22 protein-coding genes are annotated in these 17,701 nt (G+C 69.8%); 9 read left to right on the forward strand and 13 right to left on the reverse strand.

The features are described 5' to 3' along the window. Window positions 1-2: 2 nt before the first annotated feature. The 5 genes from trpA to ACSMFO_RS27015 form a co-directional block, all read right to left on the reverse strand. Complete coding sequence (trpA, locus tag ACSMFO_RS26995) at window positions 3-794, reverse strand: tryptophan synthase subunit alpha (RefSeq protein ID WP_436460960.1); 792 nt, start codon at window positions 792-794, stop codon at window positions 3-5. After that, complete coding sequence (trpB, locus tag ACSMFO_RS27000) at window positions 791-2,020, reverse strand: tryptophan synthase subunit beta (RefSeq protein WP_360121554.1); 1,230 nt, start codon at window positions 2,018-2,020, stop codon at window positions 791-793. Before trpB ends, trpA begins: the two co-directional genes overlap by 4 nt. Then, entirely contained in the window at window positions 2,017-2,826 is an 810-nt protein-coding gene (gene trpC / locus ACSMFO_RS27005) for an indole-3-glycerol phosphate synthase TrpC (RefSeq protein ID WP_020630310.1), read from the reverse strand. The genes trpB and trpC overlap by 4 nt, the downstream gene beginning before the upstream one ends. A 192-nt stretch (window positions 2,827-3,018) precedes the next feature. Then, complete coding sequence (locus ACSMFO_RS27010; protein WP_436460961.1) at window positions 3,019-3,576, reverse strand: Trp biosynthesis-associated membrane protein; 558 nt, start codon at window positions 3,574-3,576, stop codon at window positions 3,019-3,021. After that, window positions 3,569-5,131, reverse strand: a complete 1,563-nt coding sequence (locus ACSMFO_RS27015) for an anthranilate synthase component I (RefSeq protein ID WP_436460962.1) — start codon at window positions 5,129-5,131, stop codon at window positions 3,569-3,571. Before ACSMFO_RS27015 ends, ACSMFO_RS27010 begins: the two co-directional genes overlap by 8 nt. Window positions 5,132-5,226: 95 nt before the next feature. Here ACSMFO_RS27015 and ACSMFO_RS27020 point away from each other — a divergent pair, with 95 nt between their 5' ends. Beyond that, window positions 5,227-5,832: a TetR family transcriptional regulator gene (locus ACSMFO_RS27020; protein WP_436460963.1), complete on the forward strand. Its 606-nt coding sequence runs from the start codon at window positions 5,227-5,229 to the stop codon at window positions 5,830-5,832. Window positions 5,833-6,219: 387 nt separating this feature from the next. Here the strand turns inward: ACSMFO_RS27020 and ACSMFO_RS27025 are convergent, their stop codons facing one another. The 5 genes from ACSMFO_RS27025 to hisF are packed head-to-tail and all read right to left on the reverse strand — an operon-like array spanning window position 6,220 to window position 9,024. Next, a complete protein-coding gene (locus tag ACSMFO_RS27025) occupies window positions 6,220-7,095 on the reverse strand; it encodes a hypothetical protein (RefSeq protein ID WP_436460964.1) in 876 nt (291 codons plus the stop codon). Between the two features lie 57 nt (window positions 7,096-7,152). Continuing rightward, window positions 7,153-7,515 carry a DUF1304 domain-containing protein gene (locus ACSMFO_RS27030; protein WP_038510378.1) on the reverse strand — a complete coding sequence of 121 codons (363 nt, stop codon included), beginning with the start codon at window positions 7,513-7,515 and terminating at the stop codon, window positions 7,153-7,155. 3 nt (window positions 7,516-7,518) lie between these two features. Further along, the gene (hisI, locus tag ACSMFO_RS27035) at window positions 7,519-7,875 is read right to left on the reverse strand and encodes a phosphoribosyl-AMP cyclohydrolase (RefSeq protein WP_436460965.1); all 357 of its coding nucleotides are present in this window, start codon (window positions 7,873-7,875) and stop codon (window positions 7,519-7,521) included. Then, window positions 7,865-8,254 carry a hypothetical protein gene (locus tag ACSMFO_RS27040; RefSeq protein ID WP_037344870.1) on the reverse strand — a complete coding sequence of 130 codons (390 nt, stop codon included), beginning with the start codon at window positions 8,252-8,254 and terminating at the stop codon, window positions 7,865-7,867. The genes hisI and ACSMFO_RS27040 overlap by 11 nt, the downstream gene beginning before the upstream one ends. Further along, window positions 8,251-9,024, reverse strand: a complete 774-nt coding sequence (hisF, locus tag ACSMFO_RS27045) for an imidazole glycerol phosphate synthase subunit HisF (RefSeq protein ID WP_026466775.1) — start codon at window positions 9,022-9,024, stop codon at window positions 8,251-8,253. The genes ACSMFO_RS27040 and hisF overlap by 4 nt, the downstream gene beginning before the upstream one ends. A gap of 38 nt (window positions 9,025-9,062) precedes the next feature. On the opposite strand from hisF, the gene ACSMFO_RS27050 reads away from it, so the two are divergent. The 8 genes from ACSMFO_RS27050 to ACSMFO_RS27085 all read left to right on the forward strand — a co-directional run bounded on the left by ACSMFO_RS27050 (window position 9,063) and on the right by ACSMFO_RS27085 (window position 15,827). Beyond that, the gene (locus ACSMFO_RS27050) at window positions 9,063-9,665 is read left to right on the forward strand and encodes a TetR family transcriptional regulator (protein ID WP_436460966.1); all 603 of its coding nucleotides are present in this window, start codon (window positions 9,063-9,065) and stop codon (window positions 9,663-9,665) included. 10 nt (window positions 9,666-9,675) lie between these two features. Further along, window positions 9,676-10,896: a phytase gene (locus ACSMFO_RS27055; protein ID WP_436460967.1), complete on the forward strand. Its 1,221-nt coding sequence runs from the start codon at window positions 9,676-9,678 to the stop codon at window positions 10,894-10,896. 89 nt (window positions 10,897-10,985) lie between these two features. After that, window positions 10,986-11,495 (forward strand): RNA polymerase sigma factor, encoded by a 510-nt coding sequence (locus ACSMFO_RS27060; protein ID WP_073848496.1) that lies wholly within the window; start codon window positions 10,986-10,988, stop codon window positions 11,493-11,495. Beyond that, a complete protein-coding gene (locus ACSMFO_RS27065; RefSeq protein ID WP_436460968.1) occupies window positions 11,492-12,490 on the forward strand; it encodes a hypothetical protein in 999 nt (332 codons plus the stop codon). The genes ACSMFO_RS27060 and ACSMFO_RS27065 overlap by 4 nt, the downstream gene beginning before the upstream one ends. Window positions 12,491-12,518: 28 nt before the next feature. Continuing rightward, entirely contained in the window at window positions 12,519-13,442 is a 924-nt protein-coding gene (locus tag ACSMFO_RS27070; RefSeq protein ID WP_436460969.1) for an NADP-dependent oxidoreductase, read from the forward strand. Between the two features lie 369 nt (window positions 13,443-13,811). Further along, window positions 13,812-14,537: an ABC transporter ATP-binding protein gene (locus ACSMFO_RS27075; RefSeq protein WP_436460970.1), complete on the forward strand. Its 726-nt coding sequence runs from the start codon at window positions 13,812-13,814 to the stop codon at window positions 14,535-14,537. Beyond that, window positions 14,534-15,268: an ABC transporter permease gene (locus ACSMFO_RS27080; protein ID WP_436460971.1), complete on the forward strand. Its 735-nt coding sequence runs from the start codon at window positions 14,534-14,536 to the stop codon at window positions 15,266-15,268. The genes ACSMFO_RS27075 and ACSMFO_RS27080 overlap by 4 nt, the downstream gene beginning before the upstream one ends. 172 nt (window positions 15,269-15,440) lie before the next feature. Continuing rightward, window positions 15,441-15,827, forward strand: a complete 387-nt coding sequence (locus tag ACSMFO_RS27085; RefSeq protein WP_038510350.1) for a PPOX class F420-dependent oxidoreductase — start codon at window positions 15,441-15,443, stop codon at window positions 15,825-15,827. Here ACSMFO_RS27085 and ACSMFO_RS27090 read toward each other — a convergent pair. The 3 genes from ACSMFO_RS27090 to hisH all read right to left on the reverse strand — a co-directional run bounded on the left by ACSMFO_RS27090 (window position 15,811) and on the right by hisH (window position 17,618). Continuing rightward, window positions 15,811-16,167 (reverse strand): DUF1330 domain-containing protein, encoded by a 357-nt coding sequence (locus tag ACSMFO_RS27090; protein ID WP_436460972.1) that lies wholly within the window; start codon window positions 16,165-16,167, stop codon window positions 15,811-15,813. The two genes, ACSMFO_RS27085 and ACSMFO_RS27090, sit on opposite strands and share 17 nt — an antisense overlap. 80 nt (window positions 16,168-16,247) lie before the next feature. Beyond that, window positions 16,248-16,985 (reverse strand): bifunctional 1-(5-phosphoribosyl)-5-((5-phosphoribosylamino)methylideneamino)imidazole-4-carboxamide isomerase/phosphoribosylanthranilate isomerase PriA, encoded by a 738-nt coding sequence (priA, locus tag ACSMFO_RS27095; protein ID WP_360089223.1) that lies wholly within the window; start codon window positions 16,983-16,985, stop codon window positions 16,248-16,250. Between the two features lie 9 nt (window positions 16,986-16,994). After that, window positions 16,995-17,618 carry an imidazole glycerol phosphate synthase subunit HisH gene (gene hisH / locus ACSMFO_RS27100; protein WP_038510345.1) on the reverse strand — a complete coding sequence of 208 codons (624 nt, stop codon included), beginning with the start codon at window positions 17,616-17,618 and terminating at the stop codon, window positions 16,995-16,997. Window positions 17,619-17,701: the final 83 nt, after the last annotated feature.

A 17,701-nucleotide genomic window follows, 5' to 3' on the forward strand; every position in this document is an offset into this window, starting at 1 on the left:
GATCAAGCGGGGGCGACGGCCTTCCGTACCCCCGCGGCCAGTTCGGCCGAAAGTTCGCGCACCGCGTCGGTGCCGCTCGCCGCGGCCGTCACCAGCGCCGAGCCGACGATGACGCCGTCCGCGAAGCCGGCGACCTGCGCCGCCTGCTCGCCGGACCGGACGCCGATCCCGACGCCGATCGGCAGTTCCGTATGCGCGCGGGTCCGCTCGACCAGGTCCTCGGCGTGCACGCCGACCTGGTCACGAGCACCCGTCACACCCATCACCGCGGTGGCGTACACGAAGCCCGAAGCGGCCGCGACGGTCTTCGCGATCCGCTCCTCCGAGGAGGACGGCGCGACCAGGAAGATCCGGTCCAGACCATGCTGTTCGGAGGCGGCCATCCACTCGTCGGCCTCGTCCGGGATCAGGTCCGGGGTGATCATCCCGAGCCCGCCCGCAGCGGCGAGGTCCCGCGCGAAACGGTCGACGCCGTAGCGGTGCACCGGGTTCCAGTACGTCATCACGACGGCCTTGCCGCCGCGCGACGACACCGCCTCGACGACCTCGAACAGGTGCTTGAGCTTGAAGCCGCCGGAGAGCGCGCTCACCGACGCGGCCTGGATGGTCGGGCCGTCCATCACCGGATCCGAGTAGGGCACGCCCACCTCGACCAGGTCGGCGCCGCCGTCGACCACCGCGGCCAGCAGATCCTTGGACCCGTCGACCGTCGGGAAGCCCGCCGGAAGGTAGCCGATCAGCGCGCCGCGCCCCTCGGCCTTCGTCTTCGCGAAGATGTCGTCCAGCGCGCTCATGCGTTCTCCACCAGGCCGAAGTACTTCGCGGCCGTGTCCATGTCCTTGTCGCCGCGACCGGACAGGTTCACGATGATCAGCCCCTCGGGGCCGAGTTCCCGGCCGAGCACCAGCGCGCCGGCCAGCGCGTGCGCCGACTCGATCGCCGGGATGATGCCCTCGGTGCGCGAAAGCAGCTTGAACGCGTCCATCGCCTCGGCGTCGGTCACCGGCCGGTACTCGGCGCGGCCACTGTCCTTGAGCCACGCGTGCTCCGGGCCGACGCCCGGGTAGTCCAGCCCCGCGGAGATCGAGTGCGACTCGACGGTCTGGCCGTCCTCGTCCTGCAGCAGGTACGTCATCGCGCCGTGCAGGTTGCCCGGGGTGCCCTTGGTCAGCGTGGCGCCGTGGCGGTTGCCCTCGACACCCTCGCCGCCCGGTTCGAGACCGACCAGGCGCACCGACGTGTCGTCGATGAAGCCGTGGAAGATCCCGATCGCGTTCGATCCGCCGCCGACGCAGGCCGCGACGGCGTCGGGCAGGCGTCCGGCCTGCTCCAGGATCTGGGCGCGGGCCTCCTCACCGATGATCTTGTGGAAGTTCCGCACCATCATCGGGAACGGGTACGGGCCCGCCGCCGTGCCGAACAGGTAGTGCGTGTCCTCGGCGTTGGCGACCCAGTCGCGCAGTGCCTCGTTGATCGCGTCCTTGAGCGTGCGCGAACCGGTTTTCACCGGCACGACCTCGGCGCCGAGCAGCTTCATGCGGGCGACGTTCAGCGCCTGCCGCTCGGTGTCGACCTCGCCCATGTAGACGATGCATTCCAGGTCCAGCAGCGCGCAGGCGGTGGCGGTGGCCACGCCGTGCTGTCCGGCCCCGGTCTCGGCGATGACCCGCTTCTTGCCCATCCGCTTGGTGAGCAACGCCTGGCCGAGCACGTTGTTGATCTTGTGCGAACCGGTGTGGTTCAGATCCTCGCGTTTGAGGAAGATCCGGGCGCCGCCGGCGTGCTCGCCGAAGCGCTTGGCCTCGGTGAGCAGCGACGGACGGCCGGCGTACTCACGCAGCAGCCGCCGGAACTCGTTGACGAAGTCCGGGTCGGTCCTCGCCTTGTCGTATTCCGCCGCGACCTCGTCGACGACGCCGATCAGGGCCTCGGGCATGAACCGGCCGCCGTACGGGCCGTAGTAGCCCCGGCCGTCCGGGTCGTGCTCGCCGTGCGGTGTTTCGGTGTACTCCACGCTCATCGAGAAGGCCTCGGGCAAGCGGGGTGCGAACCGGCGGTCACGAGCTTGACCAGGGCGCCCTTCGGATCTCCCGAAGCGACGAGCCCTTCGCCCACGAGGACGGCGTCGGCGCCGTGACCCGCGTAGGACATCAGGTCGCCGGGGCCACGGACACCGGACTCGGCGATCTTGAAGACGTCCATCGGCAGGCCGGGGGCCAGCCGCGAGAAGACGTCCCGATCCACCTCGAGGGTGTGCAGGTTGCGGGCGTTGACGCCGATCACCTTCGCGCCGGCTTCGAGCGCCTTGTCGGCCTCTTCGGCGTTGTGGATCTCGACCAGCGCGGTCATCCCGAGGGATTCGACGCGGTCCAGCAACGCGATCAGGGCGTTCTGTTCCAGCGCCGCCACGATCAGCAGGACCATGTCCGCGCCGTGCAGCCGCGCCTCGTGCACCTGGTACGGGCTGACGATGAAGTCCTTGCGCAGCACCGGGATGTCGACCGCCGCGCGGACCGCGTCGAGGTCGGCGAGCGAGCCGCCGAACCGCCGCTGTTCGGTCAGCACGCTGATCACCCGGGCGCCGCCGTCGGCGTAGTCCTTCGCCAGCGCGGCCGGGTCCGGGATCTCGGCCAGATCGCCCTTGGAGGGGCTGCGCCGCTTCACCTCGGCGATGACACCGATACCGGACTCGCGCAGGGCCGCGAGCACGTCACGTGGGGGCGCGACCTGGGTCGCGCGCTTCTTCAGTTCGTCGAACGGCAGAACCGCCTCGCGCTCGGCGAGATCGGCACGGACGCCGGCGACGATGTCTTCGAGCACGCTCACCGGAGTCCCTCACCGGCCGTCGTACTCACGGATTCCTTCGCAAGGTCGCTCACAAAAACCTTCCCCTTCCCGCCGAAACGATGCTAACCCCCGCACGGATACGGCCTGGTTCCGGGTATGTCCGTTACTCCGAATGCCCACCGTGTCATCTTTCCCGGCGTGGATCTCCGAAACCCGCGAATTCCGCCGTCGTCACCGGGTCGCGGTGGGATCTTCGCCGTCGGACAGCGCCTCCCACAACTCGGTCTCGGGATCCTTCGCGGCCTTCTTCTTCGCCCCCGGCGCCGAATACTTCGCGCCGAGACGCGGCATCCGGCCCGCGCCCTTGATGGCTGCCAACCCGCCCGCCGTCACGAGAATTCCCCCGAGGATCGCGAGACCGCGGGCTCCCAGCATCTGGGCGACGGGCAGTCCGTCGGCGAACCCGCTGAACGAGCCGCCCGCCACACCGATCCACACCGCGGCGAGACCGGACACGGCGAGTACCACGCCGAGCACCCGGCGTGGCCAACCACCGGTGGCGATCAGCCCGGCCGTGCCGGCGAGCGCCAGCAACGCGAGGGGAATCAGCGCAACCGCACGCTGCGAACCGGATTCCGTGTACAGCACGGTGCCGCGCACGCCGCCGTCGCGGAACTCCGCGAACCACACGAGCTGCGAGGAACCCCACAACGCGACCGCGCCCAGCAACAGGCCCGCCACGGCGATCCACAGTGGACGCTTGGCCTTCTTCGCCGGGACCTCAGACACGAGTGCGGTCACCCGCCGGGTCGAGCTCGTCCGCCGCGATCATCGTCTGCGCCGCCGCGACGGCGGAAAGCACCGTGCGGGCCTTGTTGAGCGACTCGTTGTCTTCGTAGTCGGCCACCGAGTCCGCGACGACACCCCCGCCCGCCTGGACGTACGCGGTGCCGTCCTTCATCAGCGCGGTGCGGATCGCGATCGCGGTGTCGGCGTCCCCGGCGAAGTCGAGATACCCGACGACGCCACCGTAGAGCGCCCTGCGGGTCGGCTCCAGCTCCTCGATCAGCTGCATCGCGCGGACCTTCGGCGCGCCCGAGAGCGTCCCCGCCGGGAAACAGGCGGTGACGGCGTCGAAAGCCGTCTTGTCGTCGAGGAGTTCCCCGGTGACCGTGGAGACGATGTGCATGACGTGGCTGTAGCGCTCGACGTCGAAGAAGTCGACGACGCGGACGGTGCCCGGCTTGCAGACCTTGCCGAGGTCGTTGCGGCCGAGGTCGACGAGCATGAGGTGCTCGGCGCGCTCCTTCTCGTCCGCGAGCAGGTCCTTGGCCAGCTGCGCGTCCTCCTCCGGATCGGCGCCGCGCCAGCGGGTGCCCGCGATCGGATGCGTGGTCGCGCGGCCGTCCCGCACGGTGACCAGCGACTCCGGGCTGGATCCGACGATGTCGAAACCGTCCAGGCGCAGCAGGTACATGTACGGGCTCGGGTTGGACGTGCGCAGCACGCGGTAGACGTCGAGCGCGTCGGCCTGGGTCTCGATCTCGAAGCGTTGCGACGGCACGATCTGGAACGCTTCGCCCGCCTTGATCGCCTCGACGGCCTTCTCGACCGCCGCGTGGAAGTCCGGCTTGGAGCGGCGGCGCGTGAATTCGGGCGCGGGACGGTCGAAGACGGCGGCCGTGGCCGGGGCGGCGACGTGCAGCTGCTTGGTCATCGCGTTCAGGCGCGCGACGGCGTCGTCGTACGCGGCGTCGACGCGCTCGGCCGAGTCGTCCCAGTTGACCGCGTTGGCGATCAGCGTGACGGTGCCCTCGTGGTGGTCGAAGGCGGCCAAGTCGGTCGCCAGCAGCATCGTGAGCTCGGGGATGTCGAGGTCACGCTCGGCGAGCTCGGGGAGCCGTTCGAGCCAGCGGACGGCGTCGTAGCCGATGTAACCGACCATGCCGCCGGTGAGCGGCGGCATCCCGGGCAGCTGTTCGGTGTGGAGCGCCGCGACGGTCTCGCGCAGCACGGTGAGCGGATCGCCCTCGGCCGGCAGACCGACCGGAGGGGTGCCGGTCCACACGGCCTCGCCGTCACGCACGGTCAGCGCGGCGGGGCTGTCGACGCCGATGAACGACCATCGGCTCCAGGAAGCGCCGTTCTCCGCCGATTCGAACAGGAACGTCCCCGGCCGGTCGGCGGCGAGCTTGCGGTAGACCCCGATGGGGGTCTCACCGTCGGCGAGCACGCGACGGACGACGGGGATGACGCGACGGCCCTCGGCGAGCGCGCGGAACTCGTCGCGCGAAGGGCTGACCGAGCCGAGCCCCGAGGGGCTGGCGTTTGCGGCGCTGACCATGTCGCTCATTGTGCTGCAACGGCCGCACGGGCCGGGACGGGGGGATGAATTCAAAGATTGTTGAATTTCTGGCCGGGTCCGTTCATGATGACGCCATGGCTGGTGAAGACACTACCGTGCGGCGACGGGGACGGCGGCCCGGCGGACAGGACACCCGGACCGCGCTGATCGAAGCGGCGCGCGCGGTGTTCGGCGAGAGCGGTTTCGACGGCGCGACCGTCCGCGCGATCGCGACGCGGGCCGGGGTCGACGCGGCGATGGTGAACCACTGGTTCGGCAGCAAGGAAGGGTTGTTCGCCCAAGCCATCCTGAAGCTCCCCTTCGAGCCGCACGAACTGCTCGCGGAACTCCAGGACGGGCCCGACGACGAATTCGGTCAGCGGATCGTCCGCACCTTCCTCACCCGATGGGACGGCGCGGGCGGCGAGGTGTTCCAGGCCCTCGTCCGCAGCGTCGCCGGACACGAACAGGCCGCGGCCGTGCTGCGCGGTTTCTTCCAGAACTTCTTCACGAAGGTCATCGGCGGGCTGGGCTCGGACCGGGTCGAACTGCGGACCACTCTCTGCGCTTCCCAGCTCGTCGGGATGGGGCTGGTGCGCTACGTCGCGAAGTTCGAGCCGATGGCTTCGAGCGAGATCGAGCCGCTGGTGACCGCGATCGCGCCGACCGTGCAGCGTTATCTGACCGGCGACATCGACTGAGTTCCGTCTCCAAACACGCGAGTTCCGGCTTCGATCACGCGAGTCACGCCTTCGCTCACGTTGGGAGCCACCCGAAACGCCACTCGACGCCCCCAGCCCGTGCCATGAACGGTCCTTTCCTTGCAAATTCTGCAAGGAAAGGACCGTTCATAGCATCCGGGGCCGACGTCGGGAGGTGGCGACTCTTCCAGAGCCAGCCGTCGCCCGTTGTTCGAGAAGCGACATTTTCTCGGTCAAGGGGCCGGCCACTTCTTCGTGGACCGTCGGCGGCTCGTAGCTTTCGGCGAAGTCGTCGTCCGCACTGGAGCGAGGTCGCCCGGCGACCCGTGGACGTCGTCTCGGACGGTCGATCTTCTTTTTCCCTCGCCCCAGTTTCATGCACCGAGGCTAATCGAGAAGAGCGGGTTTTCCGGATAACGAGTCGCGTCTCGCTTCGGGGCAACCCTGAGGGCTCTGCGAGCGTACGAGTTCAGGTCGGGCCGGGAACGCGTACGGGCGGCGGGAAATCCTCCCCCGCGGGAAAAGGACGACCATGTTCGCGCCTTCGCCACCGACCCGGACCCGGAGGCCGGGATGCTTCCGGAAGCGGCGGCACGAGCGGATCGACCAGCCGACCGAGCGGACCACGGTTTCGGTGCCGTCGTCGAAAGTGAGGTACGTGGCGGGCGGGAGCCGGTTGCCCAGCCCCTCGTAATCCGGCCGTACCGTCGCCCGCGCCGGACGCCATCCGGTGGCCTGGACGGACCGGTGCCTGGCCCGCCAGCCCGCCGCGGACATCAGCGAGCCCACGAACCCGACGAGACCGAACGCCGTGGGCAGCACGCCCAGCTTGCCGAATCCGTCGTCGCCCGACCCGCCCAGGACGAGCAGGAGGATCCCGGCGGCGAAGACGGCGGGCCAGATCGGCGCGATCCAGGCGGAGCGCAGCCCCGACAGACGCAGCTTCGCGGTCTCCCGCTCGGGATCGATGGCGACGAGCGCGGCGTCGTCGACCCTCCGGTCGTCGGGCGCGGCCTCGGCGAGCCCGGCATGGATCCGCGCCCGGTGTCGCGCGAACAGGGCCACCAAGAGCCCCACGCAGATGAGGGCGAATTCGTCGAAAAAGCCCTCGAAGCCCCAAATCGGATCTTTTTCGAAAGCCTGGACGGCGAGACCGATGACCCCGCCACCCACCGGTATCAAGCTCACCACCGCGGTGACGCGGTAGCCCAATCTCCGGCGGAGATGCTTCTCCGCCGGGCCTTCCCCAGTCCCCAGTGGCATGTAAAAAGCGTACGCCCGCAAGGGGAATTCGGGGATAGGACCAAGGTCCCGACGGCGTCAGCCCGCGACCAGCACCGCGATCAGCGCCAGCGTGCCCGGCACCACCTGGACGAAGAAGATCTTCTTGCTCGCCGTCGCCGTCCCGTAGAGCCCGGCCACGATCACGCACGCGAGTCCGTAGATCTTGAACTGCCACGCCGTACTGCCGGTCGCGATCAGGCCCCAGATCAGCGCGGCGGCGAGGAAACCGTTGTACAGCCCCTGATTCGCCGCGAGCGCCGAACTCTCCTTCGCGAACTCCTCGGTGGTGCCGAAGGAGGCGCGAGCGCGCGGGGTGGTCCACAGGAACATCTCGAGCACGACGATGTACAGATGGATCAGCGCGACGATGCCGACCAGCACGTTGGCGACGACATTCACGGGTTACTCGCTCTCGTCGGCCAGCAGCAGCCGTTCGTCGGTGTCGAAACAGGTGTGCGTGCCGGTGTGACAGGCCGGGCCGGTCTGGTCGACGCGCAGCAGGACGGTATCGCCGTCGCAGTCGATCCGCATCTCGCGCACGTGCTGGACGTGGCCCGACGTCTCGCCCTTGACCCACAGTTCCTTGCGGCTGCGCGAGTAGTACGTCCCCCGCCGCGTGCTGAGCGTGCGTTCGAGGGCCTCGTCGTTCATCCACGCCATCATCAGCACGTCCGATGTGGAGTGTTCGACGACGACGGCGGCGATGAGCCCGTCGGCGTTGCGCTTCAAGCGATCCGACAAGGCGGGGTCAAGCGTCATTCGTGGCTCCGAGAAGGTGCCGTTTCACCGGCATCGAGTTGAGCAGGACCGCCGTGTAGATGTACCCGGCGAAGAGGATCCCGGAGACGATCTTCACCCAGAAGAGTTCCGCCGCCAGCATCGACAGCGCGTGCAGCAAGCCGAAAAGGAAGCTGACCGCGAAGCCGGCGAACCGCGCGGACGACATCTTGAGCACCAGCCCCGCGACGACGAGGCCGCCGAGGACCAGCGATGTCCCCGGCAGCAGGAACGTCCGCGCGGACGAATACGGCGCGAACATGAGGATCCCGGCCATCGCGAGGTACGCGACGGCGAGCCCGAGCAGCAGCGCGCAGACGACCTTGACCTCGGTGGCGGCTTTCCACTTGCCCGCGATCACCGGACCACGACTCCCCCGGCGCGCAGCGCGCCCTTGACCTCGCCGATCTTCAACTGTCCGAAGTGGAACACGCTGGCCGCGAGCACCGCGTCCGCACCCGCTTCGACGGCGGGCAGGAAGTGCTCCAGCGCGCCGGCGCCACCACTGGCGATCACCGGGACACGGACGGCCGCGCGCACCTGGGTGAGGAGTTCGAGGTCGAAACCGTTCTTCGTGCCGTCGGCGTCCATCGAGTTGAGCAGGATCTCGCCGACGCCGAGTTCCTCGCCGCGCGCGGCCCATTCGACGGCGTCGATCCCGGTACCGCGACGACCGCCGTGAGTGGTCACCTCGAAGCCGGACGGGGTCGGTTCGGTGCCCTCGGGGACCCGGCGCGCGTCCACCGACAGCACGACGCACTGCGCGCCGAACCGGCGGGACGCCTCGCGCAGGAACTCCGGCCGCGCGATGGCGGCGGTGTTGATGCTCACCTTGTCCGCGCCGGTGCGCAGCAGCCGGTTGACGTCGTCGTTCGTGCGCACGCCGCCACCGACGGTGAGCGGGATGAACACCTGCTCCGCGGTCCGGCGGACCACGTCGAAAGTGGTCTCACGGTCGCCGGAGGAGGCCGTGACGTCGAGGAACGTGAGCTCGTCCGCGCCCTCGGCGTCGTACAGGCGGGCGAGTTCGACGGGGTCGCCGGCGTCGCGCAGGTCGGCGAAGTTGACGCCCTTCACCACACGGCCCGCGTCGACGTCGAGACACGGGATGACCCTGACTGCGACTGACATGGGGACAAGCGTAGTCAAGGGCGTTCTAAGCTCGCGGAATGGCACAGGCGGGGCGGCGGCCGGGGCAGACCGAGACGCGGGAGGTGATCCTCGACGCGGCACGGCGCAGGTTCGCCGAACAGGGCTACGACGGGGCGACCGTCCGCGGCATCGCGGCCGACGCCGGGGTCAACGCCGCGCTGCTGCACCATTTCTTCGGCACCAAGCAGCGCCTTTTCGCCCTGTCGATGAACCTGCCGGTCGACCCGGGCGAGCTGGTCCCCCGGATCCTCGAAGGCCCCGAGGACGAGATCGGCGAACGCCTCGTCCGCGCGTTCCTCGGCCTCTGGCAAGTTCCCGAAGGCCGGGCGCCGTTCCTGGCGATGATCCGGTCCGCGACCACCAACGAGCAGGTCGCGACCATGATGCGGCAGTTCCTCGAACGGGCGGTGCTGGCGCGGGTCGCCGAGGCGCGCGGCGTGCCGAAGGTCCGGGTGGCCGGGATCGCCGCGCAGATGATCGGGTTCGCGCTGCTGCGCTACGTCATCGGGCTCCCGCCGCTGGCCGCCGCCTCGGAGGACGAGATCGTCGCGATGCTGGCGCCGGTCGCGCAGTACTACCTGACCCCCGACGTTCACCGGCCGGACACTCCGCGCGGCTAGCTTCCCGAGGATGCGCATCGCTGCTCTCCTCCCCCTCCCCCTGCTGGCGGCCTCGCTGCTCGCCGCCGTGCCCGCCGAAGCGGGCCAGAACCCCTCGCCCGTGGCACAGACCAGGGCGTACGTCGACGACAAGGGCGCGGACCCGGCGAACGCCGACGCCGACGACCCGGCGATCTGGGTCCACCCGAAGAACCCTTCGGCCAGCGTCGTACTCGGCACGCTCAAGGAAGGCGGGCTGGCCGCGTTCGATCTGAAGGCGCGGCAGTTGCAGCATCTCGCCGTTCCCGAGGGCGGCCGGTTCAACAACGTCGACGTCGTCGGCGATCTCGCCGTGGTGAGCGACCGCGGCCGGGACCGCGTGCGCGTCTACCGGATCGACCCGGCCGGAGCCGCGGCCGGCTCGCGGGTGCTGCGTGACGTCACGGATCCTTCCGCCCCACCGGTCTTCTCCGCGTCGGAGTCCGAAGTGGACGAACAGCGGACCGCGTACGGGCTCACCGCCGGTCGTGACCCGCGCACGGGCGCGCGCTGGGTCGCGGTGACCCGGCGGCACGAGACGCGCGTGGCGCTCTTGCGACTTGTCGACAAAGCGGACGGCACCGTCGGCACGGCGCCGATCGGCACGATCGACCTGCCGTCGGAGTTCCGGCTGCCGAACGGGAAGACGTGGTCGCCCTGCGGCGAACCGGACGAGCGGCCGCAGCTGGAGGGGTCGATCCTCGACGCCGGGAACCGCGTGCTCTACACGGCGCAGGAGGACGTCGGGATCTGGCGGATCCCGGTGCACGGCGCCGGTTTCGGCCGTCCGGAGCTGATCGACAAGGTGCGGTCGTTCGGGGTTCCGCAGCGCTTCGACGAGGCGACCGAGGAATGCGTCACCGATGGCCCCGACCCCGGCTTCGGCGGCAAGTGGCTGACGGCGGACGCCGAGGGGCTGGCGCTGGCCGATGGCAAGCTCCTCGCGTCGAGCCAGGGCGACTCGCGGTTCGTGGTCTACGACCGTGACGGCACCCCGCGGCGCGATTTCCGGATCGTCGCCGGACGCGCAACCGACTCGGTCGAGCACTCCGACGGCGCCGCGATCACCACCAGGCCGCTGGGGCCGCTGTTCCCTCACGGTCTGCTGGTGGTGCACGACGGAGAACGCCGTCCCGCCGCCACCGACCCCTCCGGTGAGGAACTCGCGACCACCGGGTTCGCCTTCGTCCGGCTGGAGACCGCCGTGCGGTGATCGTGTTCACCGAGAAAGTTCCGCTCCCGATGCATCAGCCGGGTGGTCTCGCGCGTCCTTAGAGGGAGACCACCGGCTGAGGGGGACACGTGCCTGCGAGCTTCGACGAGTTCGTCGCGGATCGCCTGGACGGGCTCCTGCGCTACGCGACCGTCCTGACCGACGATCCGTACCTGGCGCAGGACATCGTCCAGGAGGTGCTGCTGCGTGCTCAGCAACGCTGGCCGAAGATCGACTCGCCACCGACCTACGTCCGCCGGATGGTGACCAACGAGTACCTCTCGTGGCGAAGGCGGCTGGCGGTCCGCCGGGTGACGCCGTCGTCGCCGGAAGTGCTCGACCTGGTGAGCCCCCCGGTCTCCGATCACGCCATCGAGTACGACGAACGCGACGCGATGCTGGACCGGCTCGCGAAGCTCCCGCGCAAACAACGCGCCGCGATCGTGCTCCGCTACTACGAGAACTACTCCGACGAGGAGATCGGCGCGGTGCTCCGCTGCGCGACGTCGACCGTGCGCAGCCAGATTTCGCGCGCGCTCTCGACGCTGCGGGAAACCGGGCCGTCCTCGTCCGTGCAGCCCACGGGAGCCCGCAAATGACCCGACTGAGTGACGAGCACACCGAGGACCTGATCCGGGAGAGCCTCGAACACCTGGCGGCGCGGGCGCCCGACGGTGCCGAGATCCGCGACGCGCTGGCCCAGCGGCCGTCACGCCGTCCGACGATGGCCTTGGCACTGGTCGCGGCCGCGGTCGCGATCATCGCGCTCGGCGTCCCGCTGGGCCTGCGGGCCTACACCACGGTCACCCCAGCCTCGCCGCGCAACGCCGATTGGGCGGTGCTGCCGTACAAACCCGGCTGGCTGCCCGACGGCTTCAAGGAGCTGACCCGGAGCGCGAAGCCCTACCCGGGACCGCAGACCAGGACGTGGAGCAACGGCGAGGTCGGGCAGCTGCGGCTGACCACCACACCGCTGGACGACCGGGGCGGGCCGTGGACGATCGCGCCCGCGCCGAACCAGATCATCGTGCACGGCCGCGTCGGGATGGTCGCGGAGGTCTACGGCGACGGGACGATGCTGACCTGGTCGCCCGACGACACGTACCTGCTGAGCTTGACGCTGATCGGGGTGAAGGATCCGCGCGACGTCGGCCAGCGGATCGCGGACGAGATGGTCAGGGACGACCGTGCCCGGGTTTCGGGCGAGCTGCGGTTCGGCAGGCTGCCCACCGACCTGGAGCTGTCCGGGGTGAACCTGTTCATGACCGCCGGCGGGGGTGCGACCGAACTCGAAGCCACCCGTACCGGGCAACCCACCGCGGCGGCGGTCGTCACGGCGTCGCTCCGCGCCGAACGGCCGGACTCGGGCGACGCCACGCCCGTTCCGCTCAAGGTCAGGGGCGCCGACGGCTTCTTCCTGCCGCAACGGACCGGGCGGCTCGGGCAGCAGGACGAAACGGTCGCCGTCCAGGTCGAGGGCGGGCGGTGGCTCACCGTGTCCGGCAAACGGGACCAGGCGACCCTGCTCGACATCGCGAACGGTGTCCAGCTGATCCCCGGCGATTACAGCTGGTTCGGGAAGCCGCCGGAATAGTGACGGACGGGCGGGGGTTGTCGACGGCATGACGGACACCTACCGCTCCATCGCGTTCACCGAGTACGGCGACTCCGGGGTCCTGCGCGTCCTCGAGCGGGAACTGCCCGAGCCGGGCCCCGGGCAGGTGCGGGTCGCCGTCCGGGCCGCGAGCGTGAACCCGATCGACTGGAAGATCCGCTCCGGTCTGATGGCCGAGGTGTTCCCGACGGAGTTCCCCGCCGTCCCCGGTGGCGACATCGCCGGCGTCATCGACGCGGTCGGCGAGGGCGTGTCCGAGTTCGCGGCCGGTGACGAGGTGCTCGGCTCCGGGGCGGGCGGATACGCGGAGTACGTCCTTGCGAGGCCCGCGAGCCTGATCCGCAAGCCCGAGTCTCTCGCGTGGGAGCTGGCCGCGGCACTGCCCGCTGTCGTCAACACCGCCTATCGCGCGCTCAACCTGCTGGATCTCCAGGAGGGCGAGACGCTGCTCATCGACGGCGCCGCGGGAGGTGTCGGCACCATCGCCGTGCAGCTCGCCGTCGCGCGCGGGCTGACCGTGGTGGGCACCGCGAGCGAAGGGAACCACGAGTACCTGCGCTCTCTGGGCGCTGTGCCGGTGCAGTACGGCGAAGGGCTCTCCGCGCGCGTACGCGACGTCGCACCGCAGGGCGTCAACGCGTCCTTCGACGCCTCCGGGCGCGGCTCGCTGGCCACCCTGGTCGAACTGACCGGTGGCCCGAAGCGGGTCATCACCATCGCCGCTCCGGACGCGGCCGACCACGGTGTCCGCTTCACGTCGGGGACTCCGGCCGAGCAGGTGCCCGGCTCTCTGGCCGAAGGCGCCGCGCTCGCCGCCGAAGGCAAGCTCGACCTGCCGATCGCCCGGGTCTACCCGCTCGCCGAGGCGGCCGCGGCCCAGGACGAGAGCGAAGCGGGCCACGTCCGGGGCAAGCTCGTCCTGGTGCCATGAGCCTCGTGACGCGCCCCGCTTGAGGTACATGAAGGCCCCCTTTATTGCGCTAGACGCAGTGAAGGGGGCCTTCACGTACAGCTGATGCGGCTGCTGGGGCGAGTGTGGCGATCGGCAAGTCCGTGAAGGCCTCCTTGAGGGACCCAGAGTCCCTCAAGGAGGCCTTCACGACTGGTATTCGTTGATCTACGTCTGAACCGGGCATGGGCGGGATTCGTTCCAGACCGGGACGAGCGTTGTCGATGAAGGATTTGGGACGTTCACTGTCCCAAATCCTTCATCAACGAATCCCTGTGTGGAGGAGCCAGGACGTTCAACGCCCCAAGCCCCTCTTGACTCTCACTTCTCAACGGGCGCAGAATTAAACGCATGGCTAATTCAGCGATCTCAGTGGTCGGCCTGCGGGTCGTCCGCGGCGGCCGTGAGGTCGTCAGGGACGTCGGTTTCGCGACGCCGCGCGGCCGGATCACCAGTCTGCTCGGCCCCAGCGGCTGCGGCAAGACGACGCTGATGCGCTCGATCGTCGGCGTGCAGATCGTCGCCGCGGGCGAGGTCACCGTGCTCGGCCATCCCGCGGGCAGCCCGCCGCTGCGGCGGTTGATCGGCTACGCCACCCAGAACCCGGCCATCTACGCCGACCTGACCATCACGGAAGCCTTGCGCTACTTCGCTTCCGTGCTCCGCGCGCCGATGTCCGATGTGGACAGAGTGATCGGCGAAGTCGGGCTCGCCGAACACGCGGGCAAGCTCGTCGGCTCGCTGTCGGGCGGGCAGCACAATCGCGCCAACCTCGCGGTCGCGCTGCTCGGGAAGCCCGAACTGCTCGTCCTCGACGAACCGACCGTCGGCCTGGATCCCGTGCTCCGCGACGAACTCTGGGCACTTTTCCGCCGTCTCGCCGAGGGCGGGGCGACTCTGCTGGTGTCCAGCCACGTCATGGACGAGGCCGCGCGCTGCGACCGTCTGCTTCTCATGCGCGAAGGCCGGATCCTCGCCGACGACACTCCGGCCGGGCTGCGTGAGCGCACCGGCACGACCGATCTGGAGCAGGCGTTCCTGCGGCTGGTCCGCGAGACCGAGGTGAGCCCGTCATGAACCCGGCCTTGACCCTGGCCACGGCCCGCCGGATCCTCCTGCAGCTCCGGCACGATCCGCGCACCGTCGCGATGCTGATCGTCGTGCCGTCGCTGCTGATGGTGCTGCTGCGCTTCGTCTTCAACTCCGAGGCGGTGTTCAGCCGCGTCGCGCCGGCGTTGCTCGGCGTCTTCCCGTTCCTGATCATGTTCCTGATCACCTCGATCACGACCCTGCGCGAGCGCACCACGGCCACGCTGGAACGGCTGATGACCCTGCCGATCGGCAGGATGGACCTGCTCTTCGGTTACGCGCTCGCGTTCGGCTCGATCGCGATCGTGCAGGTCGGCGTCGCCGCCGGGGTGTCGCTCGCCTGGCTGGGCCTCGACATCGCGGGCTCGATCGGGATGCTGCTGCTCATCGCCGTCCTCGACGCGCTTCTCGGGATGGCGCTCGGCCTGTTCGTCAGCGCGTTCGCGCGGACCGAATTCCAGGCGGTGCAGTTCATGCCGCTGTTCGTGCTGCCGCAGATCCTGCTGTGCGGGCTGTTCGTGCCGCGCGGGGAGATGGGCTGGCTCCTGAACTGGCTTTCGAACGTGATGCCGCTTTCGTACGCCGTCGACGCCCTCACCCGGGTCACCACGTCGGGCACCGTGGACGCGACGCTGATCCGGAACCTGATCATCGTCGGGGCCTGCGCACTGGCCGCGCTGGTCCTCGGCGCGGCGACCTTGCGCAGGCGGACACCCTAGGCGCTGTCCTGTAAGTCTGTTCGATGGGCTTCGTGATCCAGGTGGCTCCTGACGGTGCGGGCGGATCGGCCTCGTACCGGGTCGTACTCGGCCGCATCCGCCCGTGCCGCCAGGGACCGCCTGGGCGCGAAGACCGCGAACAGACTTGCAGGACAGCGCCTAGACTCTCCACATGGGATCGGAGTTCGAGCGGATCGCCGCCGAGAAGTACGTCGTCCTGACCACCTTCCGCAAGAACGGCACCCCGGTGCCGACGCCGGTCTGGGCGGCGGGCGACGGCGGCGAGCTGGTGCTCTGGTCCGAGCGGAAGGCGGGCAAGGTCAAGCGCATCCGCAACAGCGGGCGGGTCGAGGTCCAGGCCTGCGACTTCCGCGGCAACAAGACCCACGGCGACGTCGTCGCGGGCGAGGCGCGGCTGCTGGACCTCGACGGGACCGAACGCGTGCGCAAGGTGATCGCGCGGAAATACGGGATCACAGGCCGGGTCACGATGTTCTTCAGCAAGCTGCGGGGACCGAAGGACCGGACCGTGGGGATCGCGATCAAGCTGGCCGAGTGAGCTGAGCCTCCCGCAGCTCCGCCGCCATCGCCGCCGAGTCGTGGTCCGGCCCGCAGCCCTCCACCAGGATCAGATCGCCCGGGATATGATCCGCCCGCAGGTGCAGGATCTCCTGGTAGGCGGCCGACGCGTACCACTCGCGGGCCACGGCCAGGCTCGGGAAGCCGATCATCACCAGCGCTCCCGGCCACTCCCCCTCGACGACCTCGACCTCGGCTCCGTGCACGAGGAACTTCCCGCCGAAGGGGTCGAGCGTGTCCTGGATCCGCTCCAGGTACTCGAGCACCTCTTCGGTCGGTGCTCCGGTGGGGCGAAGGTGGGCGATGCCGTACGCGGTCATGTTGTCCTCCCAGGTTTCGTTGTCCTGGAAGGAATCCTGACCGAACGGGGGCGCGGCGTCGATTACCCGGGAGGTAAAGCTCAGAACTCCGCGACGGCGGCGAGCGCCTCGGGCAGGGTGAACGCGCCGGCGTAGAGCGCCTTGCCGACGATGGAACCCTCGACACCGTCACGGGCCAGCGCGGCCAGTGCGCGGAGATCGTCCACACTGGACACACCGCCGGAAGCGATGACCGGCGCGTCGGTGCGGGCGGCGACCTCGCGGAGCAGGTCGATGTTCGGGCCCTGGAGGGTGCCGTCCTTGCTCACGTCGGTGACGACGTAGCGCTGCGCGCCGTCGCGGTCGAGCCGGTCGAGGACCTCCCAGAGGTCACCGCCGTCCTGCGTCCAGCCGCGCGCGGACAGCCGGTGCCCGGCCTCGGTGATCCGCACGTCCAGCCCGATGGCGACCCGGTCGCCGTAGGAGGAGACGACCTTCGCGGTCCACTCCGGATCCTCCAGCGCCGCCGTGCCGAGGTTGACCCGGCGGGCGCCGGTGGCCAGCGCGGCCTCCAGCGACGCGTCGTCGCGGATGCCACCGGAGATCTCCACCTGGACGTCGAGCTTCGCCACGACGTCGGCGAGCAGCTCGCGGTTGGAGCCCTTGCCGAACGCGGCGTCGAGATCCACCAGATGGATCCATTCCGCCCCGTCACGCTGCCAGGCGAGCGCCGCCTCCAGCGGGCTGCCATAGGAGGTTTCGGTGCCGGCCTCGCCCTGGACGAGTCGCACGGCCTGGCCATCGGCCACATCAACGGCGGGAAGGAGCGTGAAAGTCACGCGCCCACTCTAAGCGAGGGTGTTCAGCCAGTTGCGCAGCAGGTGCGCACCCGCGTCCCCGGACTTCTCCGGGTGGAACTGGGTGGCCCACAGCGGCCCGTTCTCGACGGCGGCGACGAAGTCCTGACCGTGGTTCGCCCAGGTCACCTTGGGTTGCTGCCCGGCGAGGCCGGAGTCCAGGTCCCAGGTCCGCGCGGCGTAGGAGTGCACGAAATAGAACCGCGTGTCCGCGTCGAGCCCGGCGAAAAGCTGCGAATCCTCCGGGGCGCGGACGGTGTTCCACCCCATGTGGGGGAGGACGTCGGCCTCCAGCCGGTCGACCGTGCCCGGCCATTCACCCGCGCCTTCGGCCTCCACGCCGTGCTCGACCCCGCGTTCGAACAGGATCTGCATGCCGACGCAGATGCCCAGCACGGGGCGGCCACCGGCGAGACGTTTGCCGATGATCTTCTCCCCCGACACCGACCGCAGCCCCTCCATACAGGCGGAGAAGGCGCCGACACCGGGGACGACCAGGCCGTCGGCCTCGAGCGCGGCATGCGGGTCGGCGGTGACCTCGACGTCGGCGCCGGCGCGCTCGACGGCGCGTTCGGCGGACCGGAGATTGCCGGACCCGTAGTCCAGGATCACCACGCGAGGAGTAGCCACGCACTCCAGGCTAGCGGACCGGATTTTCCCCGGATTCCCTGTTTCGACCTTCACTCTTCTGGGTAATA

The sequence above is a fragment of the Amycolatopsis sp. w19 genome, from assembly GCF_051373225.1.
In the GTDB taxonomy this organism is placed as follows: domain Bacteria; phylum Actinomycetota; class Actinomycetes; order Mycobacteriales; family Pseudonocardiaceae; genus Amycolatopsis; species Amycolatopsis japonica.